Here is a 19,020-nt window from a genome sequence, read left to right as displayed (position 1 = left end):
TTTTTATATCATGGCCCGTTGGTCAAGTGGTTAAGACACCGCCCTTTCACGGCGGTAACATGGGTTCAAATCCCGTACGGGTCATCATTATTTCGCCGGTTTAGCTCAGTTGGTAGAGCATCGGTATCGTAAACCGAGGGTCACAGGTTCGAATCCTGCAACCGGCAGTAGGTTTTACACGGTAAGAGATCTAGGAAAATTCCTAGGTCTTTTTTTGTATAAGAAAACTTAAGTATCTGAATAACATAAGTTTTCTGAGAAAATTTCTTAAATAACTTAACTTGCTCAGGTGAATTAGTGTGAAATAAGACATTTGAGAAAAAATGTTGGAATTTAAGTTAAATAGCGTATTTCATCCATTGTTTTAACTATTTATGCAAAAAATGATGATATAATAATGTAATTATTCTTAGTTAAGGGGCATTTCCAGTAAATTTATTCTAATGTTTATTTGACGTATCATTTTTTGAAACTTATAATAGTACTGTTATACATTGCATTTTTCTTATTATTTGTTCAATGTATTGTAATTGTGTAACGAACAATTAATGTCTTTTGGCATTGTTTGGAGGAATTTAAATGACAGATAAAACACAGGAGCCCACTTTTTTAGGGCATCCACGCGGTTTATCAACGCTCTTTTTCACAGAAATGTGGGAAAGATTTAGTTACTATGGTATGCGTGCCATCTTACTTTACTATATGTATTATTCCGTCTCACAAGGCGGTCTTGGTTTTGATAAGACGACAGCAGCTTCAATTATGTCGATCTATGGTTCGCTTGTTTACTTATCAAGTGTGATCGGTGGTTTTGTCAGTGACCGTATCTGGGGAAGTCGGAAAACAGTCTTTATCGGTGGGGTCTTGATCATGTTAGGGCATATCGTTTTAGCGACTCCATTTGGCAAAATGGCGCTCTTCTTATCGATCGCTTTGATCGTGATCGGGACAGGGCTACTTAAACCAAATGTTTCTGAAATGGTCGGTGGCTTGTATACCCCTGAAGATACGAGAAGAGATTCAGGTTTTAGTATCTTTGTCTTTGGGATCAACATGGGTGCATTCATCGCACCGCTAACAGTTGGTTGGCTAGGTCAACAAGTCAACTTCCACCTTGGCTTTTCACTAGCAGCGATCGGGATGTTCTTTGGTTTGATCCAATACTCGATCGATGGTCGGAAGTATCTTTCTAAAGAAAGCTTATATCCAACTGATCCACTTGAACCAGATGAAATGAAGAGTTTGGGTAGAAAGACTGCTGTTTGGAGCGTCTTGATCGCCTTGATCATTGCCTTGATGTTGCTCTTTAATATGTTTACGATCATGAACATCATCAACTTATTGACGATCTTTGCGGTATGTATTCCGGTTTATTACTTCGTTAAGATCTTGGCAAGTAACAAGATCGATAAAGTTGAACGTTCACGTGTATTAGCCTATATCCCATTGTTCATCGCATCTGTGCTTTTCTGGTCGATCGAAGAACAAGGCTCAGTTGTTTTAGCATTATTTGCTAACGAACAAACACGGTTATCATTATTTGGCTTTAACTTCCCATCAAGCTGGTTCCAAAGTATGAACCCACTTTTCATCATGCTGTATGTTCCATTCTTTGCCAAATTATGGACTAAATTAGGGAAGAAACAACCATCATCACCAATGAAGTTCTCCTTTGGTCTGTTCTTTGCTGGGGCTTCCTTTATCTGGATGATGTTACCAGGGCTTTTATTTGGAACCGATACTAAGGTCAGTCCATTATGGTTGATCATGAGTTGGGCTTTAGTTATCATCGGGGAAATGTTGATCTCACCGATCGGCCTTTCTGTGACGACTAAATTAGCTCCTAAAGCTTTCCAAGCTCAAATGATGAGTATTTGGTTCTTAGGTGACGCGGTGGCCCAAGCCTTCAATGCACAGATCGTACGTCTCTACAATGATGGAACTGAAGTAGTATACTTTGGGACGATCGGGATCGTTACCGTAGTCTTTGGTGGATTACTTTTAGTTTTAACACCACGTATCAAAAAACTAATGGAAAACGTTAATTAACATTTGACTGTATCGCAGATCACTTCAGATCAGCGGTACAGTTTTTTTATAGCAGATTAGTTTAAAGCTTTAAAAAGGGTCAGAAAAAAATTATTTAAAAAAGTTTTCAAAAAGTGTTGCATTTTGATCCTAAACAGGGTATTATAATTAAGTCGGATGCGTTAAGTCATCTGATATGAGATATGGAATACGGAAGGGTAGCGAAGTCTGGCTAAACGCGGCGGACTGTAAATCCGCTCCTTCGGGTTCGGTGGTTCGAATCCACTCCCTTCCACCATATTGGGCTATAGCCAAGCGGTAAGGCAACGGTTTTTGGTACCGTCATGCGCTGGTTCGAATCCAGCTAGCCCAATGACTGATAGGTCACGACTTAATTAGGTCGTGACCTTTTTTTTAATTTAAAAAAGCAGGTGAGCAAATGAAATTAGGATTTATCGGTGCTGGAAATATGGCACGGGCAATTATCAATGGCTGGTTGAGTCAAGGGCAAAAAGCTGAGATCTATCTCCACAGCGCCCATAAAGCAAGCTATGAACCATATGCTAAAGAACATGGACTACACGCTTGTACTAGCAATACAGAGGTCGTTTCAAAGGCAGACATTATTTTCTTAGCAGTCAAACCGCTTGTGTTAGCTGAGGTCTTACACGAGATCAAAGAAACCGTCCAAGCCAAAAAGCCAGTCGTCGTTTCGATGGTGACGGGAGTATCTATCGCAGAGATCGCTGATTTGTTAGAGCTGACACCTAAAGAGCTAGAGGTCATTAGGATCATGCCAAATGTCAATGCAGAGATCGCAGCAGGAATGACAGCTTTGAATGCAAGTCCTGCTGCGACTGAGACTAATTTTTTACGCGTCAAAGGACTCTTTGAAATGATCGGCCAAACTGAGATCTTACCCGAAAAAGATTTTAGTACCTTTGTCGCTTTAGCGGGTAGTTCGCCAGCTTATGTTTACTTTTTCATTGATGCGATGTCACGAGCTGGAGTCAAATATGGCTTGAAAAAAGATCAAGCGACCAAGATCGCAGCCCAAGCTGTTTTAGGGAGTGCACAAAAAGTTTTAGCTGATCAAAAGACACCGATGCAACTAGTTGATGATGTTTGTTCACCTGGTGGGACGACGATCGCTGGCTTACTTGCTATGGAAGAAGCTGGCTTTATGACAGCTGTGATCAAGGGCATGGATGCGACGATCAATAAAGATCAAGGAAAATAAGCGTTTGTGCTTGTAATTTTGGTCTATACCTATTACTATTAAGATGTAATTAAAATAAGAAAGCGGGTCCAATTATGAGCAAAGTTATCAAGCATGCTGTTGTTTACACCGGAGAAGATAAGATAGATGACGCCTATATTCGATTTGATGAGCAGATCGAGGCGATCGGTCCAATGAGTGAGTATCGAGTTTCACCAGCTGATCAAGAGGTGATCGATGTTGAAGGTAAGCTCATCGTGCCAGGCTTTATCGATGTACATAGTCACGGTGGCTATAATTTTGATGCCATGGATGGTAATGCAAAAGAATTGAGTGAAATGGTCGATGATATGGTCTATGAAGGTGTCACGACTTATTTTCCAACGACAATGACCCAATCACCAGAAAATATTGCCCATGCGATGACAGCGATCAAAGAAGCGGCGGCTAAGAATCCAGTTATTCAAGGTATCCACTTAGAAGGTCCTTTTGTTTCACCAGTTTTTAAGGGAGCCCAACCAGAAGAATATATCCAAGCTCCAGATACAAAATTATTTGATCATTGGAACGAATTATCCGGTAATATGATCAAATTAGTGACCTATGCACCTGAGCATGAAACTTCGCCGGAATTTGAGCAATACTGTTTAGAACATGGGATCGTTCCTTCTGTTGGACACAGTAATGCGACTCGAGAACAGATGAAGCATTCTCGTGCCAGTCACGTAACGCATTTGTATAACGCACAACGCGAATTCAAACATCGTGAACCTGGTGTGACAGGTCACGCTTTGCTCGAAGATAATATCTATTGTGAATTGATCGCTGATGGGTTCCATGTGTGTCCTGATATGATCAAATTAGCGTATGAATTAAAAGGACCAGATAAGATCGAATTAGTAACTGATTCGATGCGAGCTAAGGGCATGCCAGAAGGAGTCTCTGAATTAGGTGGTCAAAAAGTTATCGTTAAAGACAAACAAGCTCGCCTTGAGAGTGGTAATTTGGCCGGAAGTGTTTTACAATATAAGGACGCTTTTGTAAATATTATGAAGTTTACCGGGTGTTCATTAGAAGATGCGATCAAGATGACTTCCTTAAATCAAGCCAAAGAGTTTGGTTTGACTCAAAAAGGTGTGTTAGCAGTGGGAAAAGATGCTGATTTTAACGTCTTTGATCATGAGCTTGATCTAGTCGAAACATATAGTTTTGGACGCCGATTCAAAAAATAATTCCAAATATGGAAGGTGGTAGTCATGGGTTCACCAATTTACATTCAGATCCATAACAAAATCAAACAAGAGATCGAAGCCAATCGCTGGGCGGTCGGTGATCGGATCCCATCAGAGCGCGATCTGGCGGTGCAGTTTGGTGTCAGTCGAATGACCTTGCGCCAAGCGATCCAGACTTTAGTTGAAGAAGGGATCTTAGAGCGCCATATCGGGTCAGGCACTTATGTAGCGCGCAAAAAGGTCCAAGAAAAGATGTCTGGAGTCACGAGTTTTACGGCGTTGACAGAAGCGCAAGGAAAGACGCCTTCCAGTAAGACGGTCTCTTATTTGGTGACTGCCCCTTCGCTTAGTGAAAGTGAGCATTTAAAGTTAAAGCCTGGTCAAAAAGTCTTGCGAATGGAGCGGATCAGATATGCCGATGAAGTTCCGATCTGTTTTGAAGTGGCGACTTTGCCGTATGATCTGATCAAAGATTATGCAAGAAAACAGATCACTAACTCACTTTACGGAACGTTACAAGAAAATGGACTAACGATCGGCCATGCGCAACAAACGGTCAGCTCGATGTTGGCTTCTGAAAAGATCGCCGAATATCTTGACTTAAAACGTGGTTCAGCGATCTTGCGGTTGCGTCAGATCACTAGATTAGGGGATGGACGTCCCTTTGAATATGTTCGGACCCAGTATGCTGGTGAGCGGTTTGAATTTTATTTAGAAAAATAAAAAAAGCGACATCCAAGCCAAAAATAAGGCTTGGATGTCGCTTAATTTTTTAAGCAGTAAAAAGTTGGCGCTTTTTGAGCGCTGAAACGATCAGTAAGACCAAGTAAAAAGTCAACAGCCGGTCTAAATAATCAGTTCCTAGCTGAACTAAAAAGATCGCTAAAGCTTTTTGTAGTCCCAAACCACTTAAGAGTTGGACCAACATGCTAGAACCTGAACTAGTGATACCGTTAAATAAGAAGTAAGTGATCGCGGTACTCGTCAAAGTTCCAGGTAAAGAGATCACACCAGCTGCGCTTAAGATCTGCCAATTTTTAGGGGAACGGAGATATTTGAAAAGCAGACCAACGATCGCCCCGATCAATAATTGGATCGGCGAATAATACAAGGAAAAGACATCGGTAGTCAGGCCAACAAAAAGGGCGGTACTTGCGCCAACAAGCATGCCTAAGAGTGGGCCAAGCAAAGCGGCACAAAGCATTGTTCCTAGGGTATCAAGGTAAAGTGGTAGATGTAAAAATAAGGCTAGATTACTACCAACGATATTTAAAGCGATCCCGAAAGCACAGAGCGTCAATGTTTTTGGTGTCATTTTTTTAAGCATCATTTCCCCTCCAGAATTGTGATCTGTGGTAAGACCTGGGCTAACATTTCAAGCTCTAACCCACAAGTGCGTGCTAAAAAGAGTTGCATCGCTTTTAAGGCATCGACTTTTACTAAGACGTGACTGTTAGGAGAACGGTGCCAAAAATTTTTCTCATCAACGATGCTTTGCCCAAGTGCGATCCCTGAAGTAACGATCTGAGTATTAGCATCAAAGCCAGCACAAAGCTCAGGAAAGATCGTATAGAGGACAGCTAAAGGATCATTTATGACACAACCGATGACTTTTTCATATTGCCAATGAAAATCAAAATAAAAGCGCGTGATTTTTTGAATGAATTCAGCTTCCTTAGGTGCATTTTGGTAGATCAATTCAAGTATGTTGGGGGTAAAAAGCATTTTGCGGGTAACATCAAGGCCGATCATTTCGAGCTTGACAGGTAAGTGCTCAAAACAATAAGCCGCTGCATCAGGATCACACCAATAATTGTATTCGGCTACGGGAGAACAATTGCCAAAGCTTTTAAAATTTCCCCCCATGGACACGAAACGCGTGCAATTTTGCCAAGCTTTGGGATCTTTTTGGTGGGCTAAAGCGATATTAGTCAAAGGACCAAGGGCAATGAGCGTTACATCTTGCTCTTTTCTAAGCGTTTCATTGATAAATTCACAAGCATTTGAGTGATAGTTTTTATGTATTTCAGGCAGTTTGCTTTGACCTAAACCATCATTTCCATGGGTATCTTGGGCACTGACATAGTCACGCTTTAAAGGGCGATCTGCACCACGGTAAACGGGGATCTTTAATTGATGACAATGAGCTAAAATTTTGAGTGCATTTTTAGCACCTAGATCTGAAGGGACATTACCAGCGACTGTGGTGATCCCGAGAACATCAAGTTCAGGCGATGCGAGCGCTAGCATCAAAGCTAGGCTATCATCGATACCAGGGTCACAGTCGATAATAACTTTTTTGCGAAGAGTTGCATTCATATTTCCTACCTCCTTATGAGATTCTTGGTTTTTTATCCTGGGAAGTTTACGAACCAGTCCAAGTTATCCTTGATTTTTATAAATGCATTTTCCATTATAGAAAAAAATAAGCCGTTAAACAACAGCTAACGGCTCTAAAGATCAATACTTAAGATATTTTTTGCGATAGACCAATAAGAGATATTTAGGCAAAGCCAACATGCGAAAAAAACGACTCGGTTCTTTTAATAAACGATAAGCCCATTCGAGATGGTGATCGATCCACCATTTAGGCGCGCGCTTAGTTTGACCAGATAAAACATCAAAGCTTCCCCCCACGCCCATCCAGATCGCAGAAGCAAGGTCTTGGTATTTAGCGATAAAGAACTCTTGTTTAGGAAAACCTAAAGCGACAAAAACAAAGTCAGGCTCAGCTTGTTTGATCTGCTCAGCAACTTTGGCTTCATCTTTAAAGTAGCCATCACAACTTCCAGAGATCACTAGATTTGGATAGTTGGTAGCTACTTTAGTTAAAACTTGTTGTAAGACAGCAGGTCTAGCACCTAAGAAAAAGACGCGTTTTTGATGTTTGTTGGCAAAAGAAAGTAAGGCGATCAGCGTATCATAGCCAGTCACACGCTCAGGTAAAGGCTCACCTAAGATCTTAGCCCCTTTGATGATCCCGATCCCATCAGCTGTGACATAATCGGCACTACGAATAGTTTTAGCATAGGCAAGATCATCTTTAGCTGCTAAGACGATCTCAGGGTTAGCAGTCACGATAAAACGGTTAGCTTTAGTTTGGCTATCGCGTTTTAGTTGTTCCAAAAATTCAGTTTGGGTGGCTTTGATAAAATCAAGCCCCAAAACATTTACAGTCTCAAAATTATTTTGCATGATATACCTCATTTAACTCTAAGGATCTGTTATTATTATAGCAGTTAGATTGGTGTTTTGGCTCAAAAGTGATAAAATTAAACTCATATAGTCAAATCCGCTAAAAAATTTTCGGAAAAACAATTGATTAATGAAGAGGAAAGAAATGGTTAAATTATATCCAGACGACAGTTATACATTGCATACTGATGCTTATCAGATCAATATGATGCAGACATATTGGCGCCAGGGTCTGGCAGAGCGTAAGGCAATTTTTGAAGTTTATTTTCGTAAGCTGCCGTTTCAAAATGGGTATGCGATCTTTGCAGGCTTAGAGCGTATTGTTGATTATATTCAAAATTTGCGCTTTACTGAACATGATCTCGCCTACTTAAAAGAGATCGGCGACTATCCGGATGATTTTATCGAATATCTCCGCAATTTTAAATTTAAAGCGACGATCCGTTCAGTCGTTGAAGGGGAAGTCGTCTTCAACAATGAACCTTTGCTCCAAGTGGAAGGCCCATTGGTAGATTGCCAATTAGTCGAAACAGCGATTTTGAATATCGTTAATTATCAAACTTTGATCGCAACCAAAGCAGCCCGTGTCCGTTCAGCTTGTGGGGATGATGCCTTGCTTGAATTTGGAACACGGCGCGCACAAGAATTTGATGCAGCTTTGTGGGGGACGCGGGCGGCCTATATCGGAGGCTTTGATGCGACCAGCAATGTACGGGCAGCTAAGATCTTTGGGATCCCAGCTAGTGGAACACATGCTCATGCCTTAGTGCAAGCTTACCGCAATGATTATGATGCTTTTATGGCATATGCTAAAACGCATAAAGATTGTGTCTTTTTAGTTGATACTTATGACACTTTGCGTTCAGGTGTGCCAAATGCGATCAAAGTAGCTAAAGAACTAGGCGATCAGATCAATTTCTTAGGGGTCCGGATCGATTCTGGCGATATGGCTTATATTTCAAAACGTGTTCGGGAACAACTAGATGAAGCAGGTTTTCCTAATGCTAAGATCTATGCGTCAAACGATCTAGATGAAAAGACGATCACCAACTTGAAGATGCAAGGGGCTAAGATCGACGTTTGGGGTGTGGGCACTAAGCTTATCACGGCCTATGATCAACCTGCTTTAGGTGCGGTCTACAAGATGGTAGCGATCGAGGACGAAAATGGTGTATTAGAAGATACGATCAAGATCTCAAGTAATGCCGAAAAAGTATCGACTCCAGGACGTAAGCAAGTCTGGCGGATCACTAAAAAGACCGATGGTAAATCTGAAGGTGATTACATTACGATCGGGGATGAAGATCCACGCAAGGAAAAATCACTGTATATGTTCCATCCACAATATACCTATATCAATAAAGATGTGACTGATTTTAATGCACGACCTTTATTGCGTGATATTTTCAAAGCAGGTGAGTTAGTCTATGAGCTGCCGACTTTAGAGAAGATCAAAGAATATTCCAAATTGCATTTAGATAGTCTTTGGGAAGAATACAAGCGCGATCTAAACCCGCAAGATTATCCAGTCGACCTTTCACAGAAATGTTACGACAATAAGATGAAGATCATTAAAGAGGTTCGTGAAAGTATCAATCAAAAACTTGAAAAGTAAGAAGGTCAAAGTTAATGAGAACATTACAACAAGAGATCATTACTGAATTAAAAGTCCAACCAACGATCGATCCGGAAGTTGAGATCAGACGCTCGATCGATTTTATAAAAGCTTATCTGTGCAAGCATCCATTTTTAAAGACCCTTGTATTAGGGATCTCTGGGGGCCAAGATTCAACGTTATGTGGCAAGTTATGTCAAATGGCGATCACTGAATTGCGTGAAAAGACAGGTGATGACAGTTATAAATTTATCGCTGTGCGCTTACCTTATGGGACCCAGGCCGATGAAAGTGATGCTTTGGATGCGATCGAATTTATGCAAGCTGATGAAATGATGCGAGTCAACATCAAAGAAGCTGCCGATGCAATGGTAGCGGCAGTTCAAGCTAATGATGTGACGATAAGTGACTTTAACAAGGGTAATATCAAGGCACGTCAACGCATGATCGCCCAATATGCGATCGCAGGTGCAAACAGTGGGGCGGTTGTAGGTACTGACCACGCTGCTGAAGCGATCACTGGCTTTTACACCAAATTTGGGGATGGCGGTGCTGATATCATGCCATTATGGCGGTTAAACAAACGCCAAGGTAGAGCAATGCTAGAAGTCTTAGGTGCGCCTGAACATCTTTATCAAAAGACACCGACAGCTGATCTAGAAGAAGATCGTCCAGCTTTACCAGATGAAGTAGCCTTAGGTGTGACTTATGATGACATCGATGACTATTTAGAGGGTAAAGAAGTGCGTGCTGATGCGGCTGAAAAGATCGAAAATTGGTTTGTCAAGACAAGACATAAACGCCATTTACCGATCACGGTCTACGATACATTTTGGAAATGATCTTAAATAAATATGCGCAGACAAAAAAGACTGTGATATTTAGCAGATAACAAAAAATCCATCGAGATGCAAAAAACATCTTGATGGATTTTTGTCATTTGTACGAAATTACTCGCGCTGTTTGTCATTCTTATATTCTTTGATGGCGTCTAAAAAGATCGTCCCGTATTTTTCAAGTTTACTATGCCCGACACCTTTGACTTCTAAGAATTCCATCTCATTTGACGGTAAGAGCACACACATGTCTTGTAAGGCCTGATCGGAGAAGATGACAAATGGTGGTACATGTTGAGCTTCAGCCAGCTGACGGCGCAACTGGCGGAGACGTTCAAATAAGCCACTTTCCACCCGTTGTTTGCTGTTGCGCTCAGCTTTTTCGCTGCGTGCGTAAACTCTTGCTTGGTTGCGTAAGACGGCTAGCCCTGTTTGGGTCACATGGAGTGTGGGGAATTGCCCACTGCTTGTTTTGAGATAACCACTGGCAGTCAAAAAGTCGATCAAAGTTTCGATCTCTTTAGTTTTTTTGTGCATGATACCATACGTTGAAAGCTGATCGAAATTTAATTCAAGGATTCGTTTAGCCTTAGAACCGGCTAAAACTTGGGCAACGATCTTTTTGCCAAAGCGCGATTGCATACGCACGATACACGACATGATCATCTGAGCTTCTTTAGTGATGTCTTGTTTTTCACGGGTATCAGTACAGTTTGTACATTTTTGACAATCAGGACAATCTTGACCGAAGTATTGGACTAAGAAGCGTTGTAAACATTCTTCGGTATTAGCATAGCGAGTCAAGGCTTGGAGTTTTTGGTAATCAAATTCACGGTGTTGTTCGTCGGCTTGGGAATTGTCGATAAAGAAACGTTGGACTTGCAAGTCAGCATCTTTGTAAAATAAGATCGCTTCGCTTGGTAGTCCGTCACGTCCGGCGCGACCAGCTTCTTGATAATAGGCCTCTAGACTACCGGGAACTTGGGCATGGATCACAAAGCGTACGTTACTTTTATCGATCCCCATTCCAAAAGCATTGGTAGCGACCATGATGGGGGTACGATCGTAAAGAAAATCTTCTTGGCTTTCACGCCGTTGTAATTCACTTAAGCCTGCATGGTAAATGCCCGCTTTGATCCCCATTTTATTTAACATGATGCCTAACTGTTCGACTTTTTTGCGAGTCGAGGCGTAGATGATACCAGAATCATTGGGATTTTGTTTGAGATAGCTGAGAAGATAATGTTCAAAATCAGTGCCTTTGATAAGCTTGAAGGTCAAATTATCGCGGGCAAAGCTCGTTTTGACTTCATTTTCAGCGGGGATCATAAGTAATTCTTTGATATCTTGGGCAACTTGTGGGGTAGCGGTAGCGGTCAAGGCAACTAGCGTAGGAGAGACCGGCAGTTGAGCTAATAAAGCTGGTAATTTTAAATAACTGGGACGAAAATCATGGCCCCATTGAGAGATACAGTGTGCTTCATCAACTGCGACTAAAGAAACCGGTAAGGTCTGCAGTAATTCTAAGAAAAATTGATTTTCTAAGCGCTCAGGAGCGATATAGAGCAATTTTAATTCGTGCCGGCGGGCTTTTGTTAAGACCGCTTTAGCAGTTTCAAATTCCTGGGAACTGTTGATAAAGGCAGCGGGGATCCCATTTTGTTGTAAACTATCGACTTGGTCTTTCATCAGTGAGATCAAAGGCGAGATGACTAAGGTCAAACCATCTTCTAAGAGTGCCGGGATCTGATAGCACAGGGATTTCCCGCCCCCAGTTGGTAAGAGTGCAAGAGTATTTTTATGTTCTAAGAGCAAGTCGATCACCTTTTTTTGGCCGGCTTTAAATTCGGTATAACCAAAGTAATGTTTAAGTGCTGCTTTCGGTGTCAAAAAATGCTGCCCCCTTTAAAATAGTGTCACGTATGATTTTAGTCTTTTATTGACCGAAGCGCAAACTTGTTCATTTATCAAAAAATCACTATAATCTAGTTAAATCATAGAATGTGAGGGGAAAAATGTGGAAGCAGATTACTTGCAATTAGTTGAGCAACAGTTAGCCTATCGTCCTGATCAGATCAAGCAAGTTCTAAAATTAGTTGAAGAGGGCAATACGATCCCATTTATCGCCCGTTATCGTAAAGAAGCAACGGGAAGCTTAGATGAAGTTCAATTGCGTGAGATCACCGCGACTTACCAGCAAGTTGAAAAACTTGAAAAAAGACGGGCTGATGTTACAGCTAAAATAGCTGAGCAAAAGAAATTAACACCTAAACTAGAGCAACAGTTAGCTCAAGCCAAAACATTACAACAGCTCGAAGACCTTTACCTACCGTTTAAGCAAAAACGGCAGACAAAAGCTCAGATCGCACGGCAACGAGGCTTAGAAGGTCTAGCTAAATTTTTACTGACAGATAGCCCAGAAGATGTTATTAGCCAAGCTCAAAAATATGTCGATCCCAAAAAAGGGCTCAAGACGCCAAAAGAAGCTTTGGCAGGTGCGCATGAGATCTTAGCTGAAGCTTTTGGTGAGGATGCAAGTCTACGGGCTTGGGTCAGAAAGCATGCTCAAACCAAGGGAAAGTTAGTAGCAAAAGTCAAAGATGAAAGTTTAGATGAAAAGGGGATCTATCAGGATTATTATCGCTTTGAAGAAGGGATCAAAACGATCTTAGACCATCGGATCTTAGCCCTTGACCGGGGAGAAAAGGAAAAGATCTTACAAGTCAAAGTCAAACTCGATGATGAGTATGTGCTACGCTATTTTCATGCACGGATCATCGGGCAAAAGTCAGGGCCAAGTATGCAATACGTGGAACAAGCGTATACCGATGCCTATCGCCGCTTTATCCGGCAAGCGATCGAACGCGAATTGCGTAAAGAACTAACAGCGCGGGCGGCTGCTAGTGCGATCGCAGTCTTTGGTGATAATCTTTACCACTTATTGATGCAAGCGCCTTTGAAAGGCAAGACTGTTTTAGGACTTGATCCTGCTTTTAGAACAGGGTGTAAATTAGCTATCGTTGATCCAACTGGAAAATTTTTAGCTAAAGCAGTGATCTATCCCCATGAAAAAGCTAAAGGCAAGCGCCCAGATCCTAAAAAACGAGCTCAAGCAAAGCAAATTTTGCTTGAATTACTTGAAAAATATCAAGTTGAAATGATCGCGATCGGTAATGGGACAGCGAGTCGGGAATCGGAAAGTTTTGTGGCCGAAGTTTTAAGCGAGCTAAAGCACAAGCAAGTCTATTATGTGATCGTCAACGAAGCTGGGGCCTCAGTTTATTCTGCCAGTGCCCAAGCGCGTGAAGAATTTCCTGACTTTAATGTCGAAGAGCGTTCAGCGGTAAGTATTGCTCGGCGGTTACAAGATCCGTTAGCGGAATTGATCAAGATCGATCCTAAAGCGATCGGGGTCGGTCAGTATCAACACGATCTGCCCGAAAAAGAATTAGATGATAAACTCCAAACGGTGATCGAAACTGGGGTCAATCAAGCCGGGGTCAATTTAAATACCGCTAGCGCCGCTTTATTGCAACATATTTCGGGACTAAATAAGACGACTGCCAAAAATATCGTCGCTTATCGGGATGAAAATGGGCGCTTTACCACGCGGACCCAGCTCAAAAAAGTTGCCCGATTAGGCCAAAAAGCCTACGAGCAAGCTGCTGGTTTCTTGCGGATCATTGGGGGAAAAAATGTTTTTGATAACACTGATATTCACCCGGAAAGCTATCCTTTAGCGAAAGCGATCTTAGCTAAAGTAAAGATCGACCCAGCTCAGATCGGGACTGCTTGGGCGGAAGAAAAGTTAGCACATTTTGATGCTAAAGCTTTTGCTAAAGCCAATCAAGCGGGACTAGCCACGGTCAAAGATATCGTAGCAAGCTTAAAGAAACCGGGCCGTACATTACGTGATTCCATGCCAGCACCACTACTAAAAGCCGATGTCTTACACTTAGAAGATCTTAAGGTAGGGATGAATTTACAGGGGACGGTGCGTAATGTGGTCGATTTTGGTGCTTTTGTGGATATTGGGGTCAAGCAAGATGGCTTAGTTCACGTCTCTAAGATGAGTCAAAAATTTATCAAACATCCAAGTCAAGTCGTCGCAGTCGGTGATATCGTTGATGTTTATGTGACGGATGTCGATCTTAAGCGTGGGCGCATCCAGTTGAGCATGTTAGCACCAGCTGATGACTGAGCAACAACTTCAAGCATTAGTCGAAGAGCTCTCATTGCGGTATTTCAAACGTCCTTTTATCCACCGCGCTTACTTCAATCGGCGTTTGAAAACCACTGGGGGCCGTTATTTATTAACGAGTCATGATATCGAGATCAATGAAAAGATGTTGACTAAACATGGCAAAGCTACCCTTATCGGAACGATCAAGCATGAGCTTTGTCACTACCATCTACATTTGACAGGACAAGGATACCGACACCGTGATCAGGATTTTAAACAATTATTGCATCAGGTCGGAGGTTTACGGTATGCTCCAGCCAGTAGCAAGAATTACCGCTACACCTACTGTTGTCAAAAGTGCGGGCAAAGCTACCTGCGCCAACGTCAAATCGATATCAAACGTTTTGTCTGTAGTCGTTGTCACGGAAAGTTACGGCTTTTGAAAAAAATCTAAAAAATAGTTGCAGTGGTCTGGTTTGTCTGCTATAATTAATTCTGTTGTCGCGGGTATGGCGGAATTGGCAGACGCGTCAGACTAAGGATCTGGTGAGCAATTGAGCTCGTGATGGTTCGAATCCATTTACCCGCATCGCTAAGCAGGGCTGTGAATATTCACAGTCCTGTTTTTTCATTTGTGGATAAAAGCTAAAGAGGTAGTTTATCCACAAAGCGATATGTTATCATAAAGCTAATGATAAATATTTTGGAAAGAGGGCCTACTATGACAGCCGTAAAAATTACCGCAAGTGCGGGGTATCTTCCTGAAAAGGTAGTGACTAATGATGAATTGAGTCAGTTGATGGATACGTCCGATGAATGGATCGTGTCTCATACTGGGATCAAAAAACGGCACTATGCGATCGCTGAAAATACGTCAGATCTAGCTACAAAGGTCGCCCAAAAGTTATTACAGCAAGCTAAGTTAGCTGCGACCCAAATCGATCTGATCATTGTATCAACGATCACACCCGATGCTTTAACACCAGCGACAGCTGCGATCGTCCAAAAAAATATCCAAGCTAGCAACGCCTTTGCGTATGACTTATCCGCTGCGTGTGCGGGCTTTATCTTTGCCCTGGCAACTGCTGAAAAATTTATCCGCAGCGGGATGTATCAGCGGGCAATGGTCATCAGTGCGGAAACTAATTCCAAGATGCTGGACTTTACTGATCGGACCTCAGCAGTCTTTTTTGGAGATGGTGCTGCGGGGGTGATCTTAGAAAAAAGTGCCGGCAATACAGCGTATTTAGCGGAAAAGATCGCCACCCAAGGCAACACTGAAGTTATCCACAGTGGACGGGTAGCCCCGCTGCAAAAAGTGGCTGCCGATAATTATCCACAATTGGATGCCTTCTACCAAGATGGACGGGCAGTTTACAATTTTGTAACAAATGACGTTACTGCTCATATCGCTGAATTTTTGGCAGATAATGGTATCAAAACAACTGACCTTGATCTTGTGATCACGCACCAAGCTAATTTGCGGTTGATCGAAAATATCGCGCAATATTTGGCTTTGGACCTAGACAAGTTTGCGATCAATGTCACGGAAGCGGGAAACACTTCATCAGTAGGGATCCCGTTAGCTTTGGCACAAGCTTTAGAGCAAGGGAAACGACCGAAAAAAGTCTTGTTGACCGGTTTTGGTGCCGGGTTAGCCTATGGTAGTATCTTGTTAGATCTAAGTGAATTTGGAAAATAAAATATAATTTGTCCCGTGGATGTAAGTGTTACAAACACGGTTTTTTTCGTATTTCTAAGTAACATACCTAAATAAATAAGTACAAATATGTAATTTAAGAGTAACATTTCTGTAATCTTACTAGTGTATACTGTGAAAAGTAAATAAATCGACGAGGTATCCAAAATTATGTTTTTAAAGAAAGTGATTACAAGTACAGTCGCACTTAGTATGTTGGCTGTGTCTGTTTTAAACACAACAACAGCAGTGAGTGCAGATACTGTATCTGATACTCAAAATGCGATCAATACTAATAAGAGTGAAACAGATAAATTATTAAAAGATATTGCCTCAGCAAATGCTGACAACATTAAATTACAAGAACAGATCTCAGATAACACTGAAAAGATCGAAAAATTAAAGACTGATATCGATCAATCAAATGAAAAGATCGACAAGTTAAATGGTCAGATCGAAGGTGCTAAGGTCGAAGTTGAAAAACGTACCGACGCACTTAAGGGTCAATTAGTTGCTTTACAAAAGAAATCTGGTGACACAGTTAGTGGTAACATCTACCTTGATTTCGTGATCAACTCAGAAGACTTCTCTGACTTAGTTTCACGTACTTTTGCGGTCAACAAGTTGAACCAAGCTAACAAAGAAGCTTTGAACGACGTTAAAGAAGCAAAAGATCAATACACAGCATTATTGAATGAACAAGAAAAGACAAAAGCTAACTTGCAATCAGATAAATCTGAGCTTGAAACAAAGCAAAATGATTTGAAATCAATGAAAGAAAAATCTGATCAACAACAAGCTGACTTGAACAAGAAGATCGAAGATAACAAGGCTACTTTAGTGGCTTTACAAGCTCAATATGAAGAAGCTGCAAATGCAGTTAAACTTGCTCAAGATAAAGCAAATGCAACTGCACAAGTTGCTGATGCTAAGAAAGATGACAACAACAAGTCAAATAACAACGATAACAAAGCTACTGAAAACAAAACAACACCAGAAGCTACAAGTTCTTCTAACGCTGGTAGCATCAGCCAAGGTGATGGTAGCGCACATGGTATCGTAGCAGGTAACACATATCCATGGGGGCAATGTACATGGTACGTAAAACAAGTTGCTCCTTGGGCTGGCAATAACTGGGGCAATGGTGGCCAATGGGGTTCATCTGCAGCAGCTGCTGGCTTTAGAGTAGACCATTCACCAGCTGCTGGTTCGATCATTGTCTTCTTACCAGGCCAATCCGTTGGTGGTCAATGGACAGCTGATGGTGCTTACGGACATGTTGCTTATGTTGAATCTGTTAACGGCAACTCTGTAACGATCAGCCAAGGCGGTATGGGCTTTAGCAATCCAGCTGGTCCTAACACACAAACTATCTCTGGTGCAGGTAGCTACATCTACATTCACCGTTAAGATAAGTTTTTAAAAAGCTCATTGAAGATGACAAGTTCATTTTCAATGAGCTTTTTTGTGCTCTAAAAATAGAGCACTGACAAGTAAAAGCGGTCAGCCTGTATCCTTATAGCCCTAATAAAACAAAACCCTTTCCTTGAGAGTATAAACGCTTGTAGGTGCAGTCATATCATTCAAGAGCATCCAAAAAGACACGCCCCAATTTAGAGCGTGTCTTTTTATATGTTAATAAGCGTAATTTCCAGTGTGATCGTAGGTGTCGCTATAGTCAGGATTATAAGTAGTTGTTTTATCATCAGTGGTCTGATAAGTAGAACTACCAGTTGGATCAGTGAGTGACGAATCATCGTCAAAGCTCTTAGTTGAAGCATCTAAGCCGAGTTGCTTTCGGATCGCATCTGAGACTTTTTTCTTTTCAGAAGCAGATGCGACTTGGTATGAAAGCCCATCTAGCATAGTATCTTGTCCTTGTAGCACGTTAGATTCGATCGTTTGGCCAGCATCTTTGTAGCTAGTTGCGATCGTGATCATATCGCCATAAGTTAGGTCGGTCTGCATGTTGCTTCCGATCGATTTAAGTAATTTTTGATAGTTAGAAACCGCAGAAACAGAAAGTGATTTATTAACGATGGCTTCGATGACTTGCTTTTGCCGTTTTTGCCGACCGTAATCACCTTCCGGATCATCATAACGCATTCGTGAGTAGGATAAGGCTTGTTTTCCGTTTAGCGTTACCGTTTTGCCCTTAGTTACATCAGCATCTTCGTACTTGAAGGTAAGTAACGGTTTGATCGTGATCCCACCCACGGCATCAACGATCTGTGTCAGACCACGCATATTGACTAATACGTAGTAATCGATCGGGATATCAAGTGTATCTTGGATCGTTTCGATCGCAGTTGAGACACCACCGATCGTATAGGCTGAGTTGACTTTATCGTATGAATTGACCGAGTCTGGGACTTTGACTTTAGTATCACGGGGGATGCTTGTTAGTGTAGTTGTCTTAGTTTCTGGATTTAAAGTGGCGACAATGATCGTATCGGTCCGCCCGGTGTCATCGCGCCCTAGATCACCTGTATCGGTCCCAAGCAGCAAGATCGAGATCGGACGCTTATCTTTTAGAACGGAGGAAACATCGCGACTCTTAGTTACATTTGAACCGTTGTAGGTCTTGTCTAACGTATCTTTAGCTGAATTTAGAATGTGATATATGTAAGTTCCAACTCCCAAAAAAACGATCAAGGTGAGTGCCAGTAAAGCCCAACAGACCCGTTTGCGTAATTTGGGATCACGCTTTTTGACATGCGAGGGCGAACTTTTTCTTGATCGCGGTTCATTTTCATTATTCATATATGGTGCTCCTTATTTTTGTGCTCTCTCATTGAATTATACACGTTTGGACATAAAATATAAGGTTTAGGAAGGAATTTTAATTTAAATTAAGATTTAAGTCAAATATTTCTTTTTGTAAAAAGCCCGAAAATAAAGGGATTTTGTGCTATAATCGGTAATGTTACATATTGTTTACAAAATCGTGAAAACAACACGGTAATTTACATTGATAGTTTGGAGTGAGGTGACCGTTAATAAAAATATAGAG

General features: G+C 41.6%; 15 protein-coding genes, 5 tRNA genes and 1 riboswitch. Of the genes, 15 read left to right on the top strand and 5 right to left on the bottom strand.

The window, feature by feature from the left end; genetic code table 11:
- Window positions 1-12: 12 nt before the first annotated feature.
- The 8 genes from LMU01S_RS07605 (at window position 13) to LMU01S_RS07570 (ending at window position 5,202) form a co-directional block, all read left to right on the top strand.
- Window positions 13-84, top strand: a tRNA-Glu gene (locus LMU01S_RS07605).
- 10 nt (window positions 85-94) lie between these two features.
- Window positions 95-167, top strand: a tRNA-Thr gene (locus tag LMU01S_RS07600).
- A 412-nt stretch (window positions 168-579) separates the two neighbouring features.
- A complete protein-coding gene (locus LMU01S_RS07595; RefSeq protein WP_056959665.1) occupies window positions 580-2,049 on the top strand; it encodes a peptide MFS transporter in 1,470 nt (489 codons plus the stop codon).
- A gap of 191 nt (window positions 2,050-2,240) precedes the next feature.
- A tRNA-Tyr gene (locus LMU01S_RS07590) sits at window positions 2,241-2,326 on the top strand.
- A gap of 3 nt (window positions 2,327-2,329) precedes the next feature.
- Window positions 2,330-2,401: transfer RNA gene (locus LMU01S_RS07585), tRNA-Gln, on the top strand.
- Window positions 2,402-2,467: 66 nt separating this feature from the next.
- Window positions 2,468-3,268, top strand: a complete 801-nt coding sequence (proC, locus tag LMU01S_RS07580; RefSeq protein ID WP_056959666.1) for a pyrroline-5-carboxylate reductase — start codon at window positions 2,468-2,470, stop codon at window positions 3,266-3,268.
- Between the two features lie 74 nt (window positions 3,269-3,342).
- A complete protein-coding gene (gene nagA / locus LMU01S_RS07575; protein ID WP_056959668.1) occupies window positions 3,343-4,479 on the top strand; it encodes an N-acetylglucosamine-6-phosphate deacetylase in 1,137 nt (378 codons plus the stop codon).
- Between the two features lie 24 nt (window positions 4,480-4,503).
- Window positions 4,504-5,202, top strand: coding sequence for a GntR family transcriptional regulator (locus LMU01S_RS07570; RefSeq protein WP_056959670.1), 699 nt, complete (start codon window positions 4,504-4,506; stop codon window positions 5,200-5,202).
- 49 nt (window positions 5,203-5,251) lie between these two features.
- Here LMU01S_RS07570 and LMU01S_RS07565 read toward each other — a convergent pair whose 3' ends face one another.
- The 3 genes from LMU01S_RS07565 to LMU01S_RS07555 all read right to left on the bottom strand — a co-directional run bounded on the left by LMU01S_RS07565 (window position 5,252) and on the right by LMU01S_RS07555 (window position 7,674).
- A complete protein-coding gene (locus LMU01S_RS07565; RefSeq protein WP_082613093.1) occupies window positions 5,252-5,806 on the bottom strand; it encodes an ECF transporter S component in 555 nt (184 codons plus the stop codon).
- Complete coding sequence (locus LMU01S_RS07560) at window positions 5,806-6,798, bottom strand: nucleoside hydrolase (RefSeq protein ID WP_056959674.1); 993 nt, start codon at window positions 6,796-6,798, stop codon at window positions 5,806-5,808. Before LMU01S_RS07560 ends, LMU01S_RS07565 begins: the two co-directional genes overlap by 1 nt.
- An 18-nt stretch (window positions 6,799-6,816) precedes the next feature.
- A riboswitch (PreQ1 riboswitch) is annotated at window positions 6,817-6,861 on the bottom strand.
- 78 nt (window positions 6,862-6,939) lie between these two features.
- Window positions 6,940-7,674: a WecB/TagA/CpsF family glycosyltransferase gene (locus LMU01S_RS07555; protein ID WP_056959676.1), complete on the bottom strand. Its 735-nt coding sequence runs from the start codon at window positions 7,672-7,674 to the stop codon at window positions 6,940-6,942.
- A gap of 145 nt (window positions 7,675-7,819) precedes the next feature.
- On the opposite strand from LMU01S_RS07555, the gene LMU01S_RS07550 reads away from it, so the two are divergent.
- Both LMU01S_RS07550 and nadE read left to right on the top strand, forming a co-directional pair.
- Window positions 7,820-9,289: a nicotinate phosphoribosyltransferase gene (locus tag LMU01S_RS07550; protein ID WP_056959677.1), complete on the top strand. Its 1,470-nt coding sequence runs from the start codon at window positions 7,820-7,822 to the stop codon at window positions 9,287-9,289.
- Between the two features lie 14 nt (window positions 9,290-9,303).
- On the top strand, window positions 9,304-10,131 hold the full coding sequence (gene nadE / locus LMU01S_RS07545) for an NAD(+) synthase (RefSeq protein WP_056959679.1): 828 nt from the start codon (window positions 9,304-9,306) through the stop codon (window positions 10,129-10,131).
- Window positions 10,132-10,239: 108 nt separating this feature from the next.
- On the opposite strand, the gene recQ is transcribed toward nadE, so the two are convergent.
- The gene (recQ, locus tag LMU01S_RS07540) at window positions 10,240-12,015 is read right to left on the bottom strand and encodes a DNA helicase RecQ (protein ID WP_056959681.1); all 1,776 of its coding nucleotides are present in this window, start codon (window positions 12,013-12,015) and stop codon (window positions 10,240-10,242) included.
- 127 nt (window positions 12,016-12,142) lie between these two features.
- On the opposite strand from recQ, the gene LMU01S_RS07535 reads away from it, so the two are divergent.
- The 5 genes from LMU01S_RS07535 (at window position 12,143) to LMU01S_RS07515 (ending at window position 17,417) form a co-directional block, all read left to right on the top strand.
- Complete coding sequence (locus LMU01S_RS07535; protein WP_056959684.1) at window positions 12,143-14,326, top strand: Tex family protein; 2,184 nt, start codon at window positions 12,143-12,145, stop codon at window positions 14,324-14,326.
- A complete protein-coding gene (locus LMU01S_RS07530; RefSeq protein ID WP_056959686.1) occupies window positions 14,319-14,762 on the top strand; it encodes a SprT family protein in 444 nt (147 codons plus the stop codon). Before LMU01S_RS07535 ends, LMU01S_RS07530 begins: the two co-directional genes overlap by 8 nt.
- 49 nt (window positions 14,763-14,811) lie before the next feature.
- Window positions 14,812-14,897: transfer RNA gene (locus tag LMU01S_RS07525), tRNA-Leu, on the top strand.
- A 132-nt stretch (window positions 14,898-15,029) separates the two neighbouring features.
- Window positions 15,030-16,010 carry a beta-ketoacyl-ACP synthase III gene (locus LMU01S_RS07520; RefSeq protein ID WP_056959688.1) on the top strand — a complete coding sequence of 327 codons (981 nt, stop codon included), beginning with the start codon at window positions 15,030-15,032 and terminating at the stop codon, window positions 16,008-16,010.
- A 168-nt stretch (window positions 16,011-16,178) separates the two neighbouring features.
- Window positions 16,179-17,417 (top strand): CHAP domain-containing protein, encoded by a 1,239-nt coding sequence (locus LMU01S_RS07515; RefSeq protein WP_056959690.1) that lies wholly within the window; start codon window positions 16,179-16,181, stop codon window positions 17,415-17,417.
- Between the two features lie 225 nt (window positions 17,418-17,642).
- Here LMU01S_RS07515 and LMU01S_RS07510 read toward each other — a convergent pair whose 3' ends face one another.
- Complete coding sequence (locus LMU01S_RS07510; RefSeq protein ID WP_056959692.1) at window positions 17,643-18,770, bottom strand: LCP family glycopolymer transferase; 1,128 nt, start codon at window positions 18,768-18,770, stop codon at window positions 17,643-17,645.
- Window positions 18,771-19,020: the final 250 nt, after the last annotated feature.

Source organism: Ligilactobacillus murinus DSM 20452 = NBRC 14221 (assembly GCF_001591685.1).
In the GTDB taxonomy this organism is placed as follows: domain Bacteria; phylum Bacillota; class Bacilli; order Lactobacillales; family Lactobacillaceae; genus Ligilactobacillus; species Ligilactobacillus murinus.
Note: the sequence above shows the minus strand (reverse complement) of the source record. Positions and strands in the feature narration are given on the sequence as shown.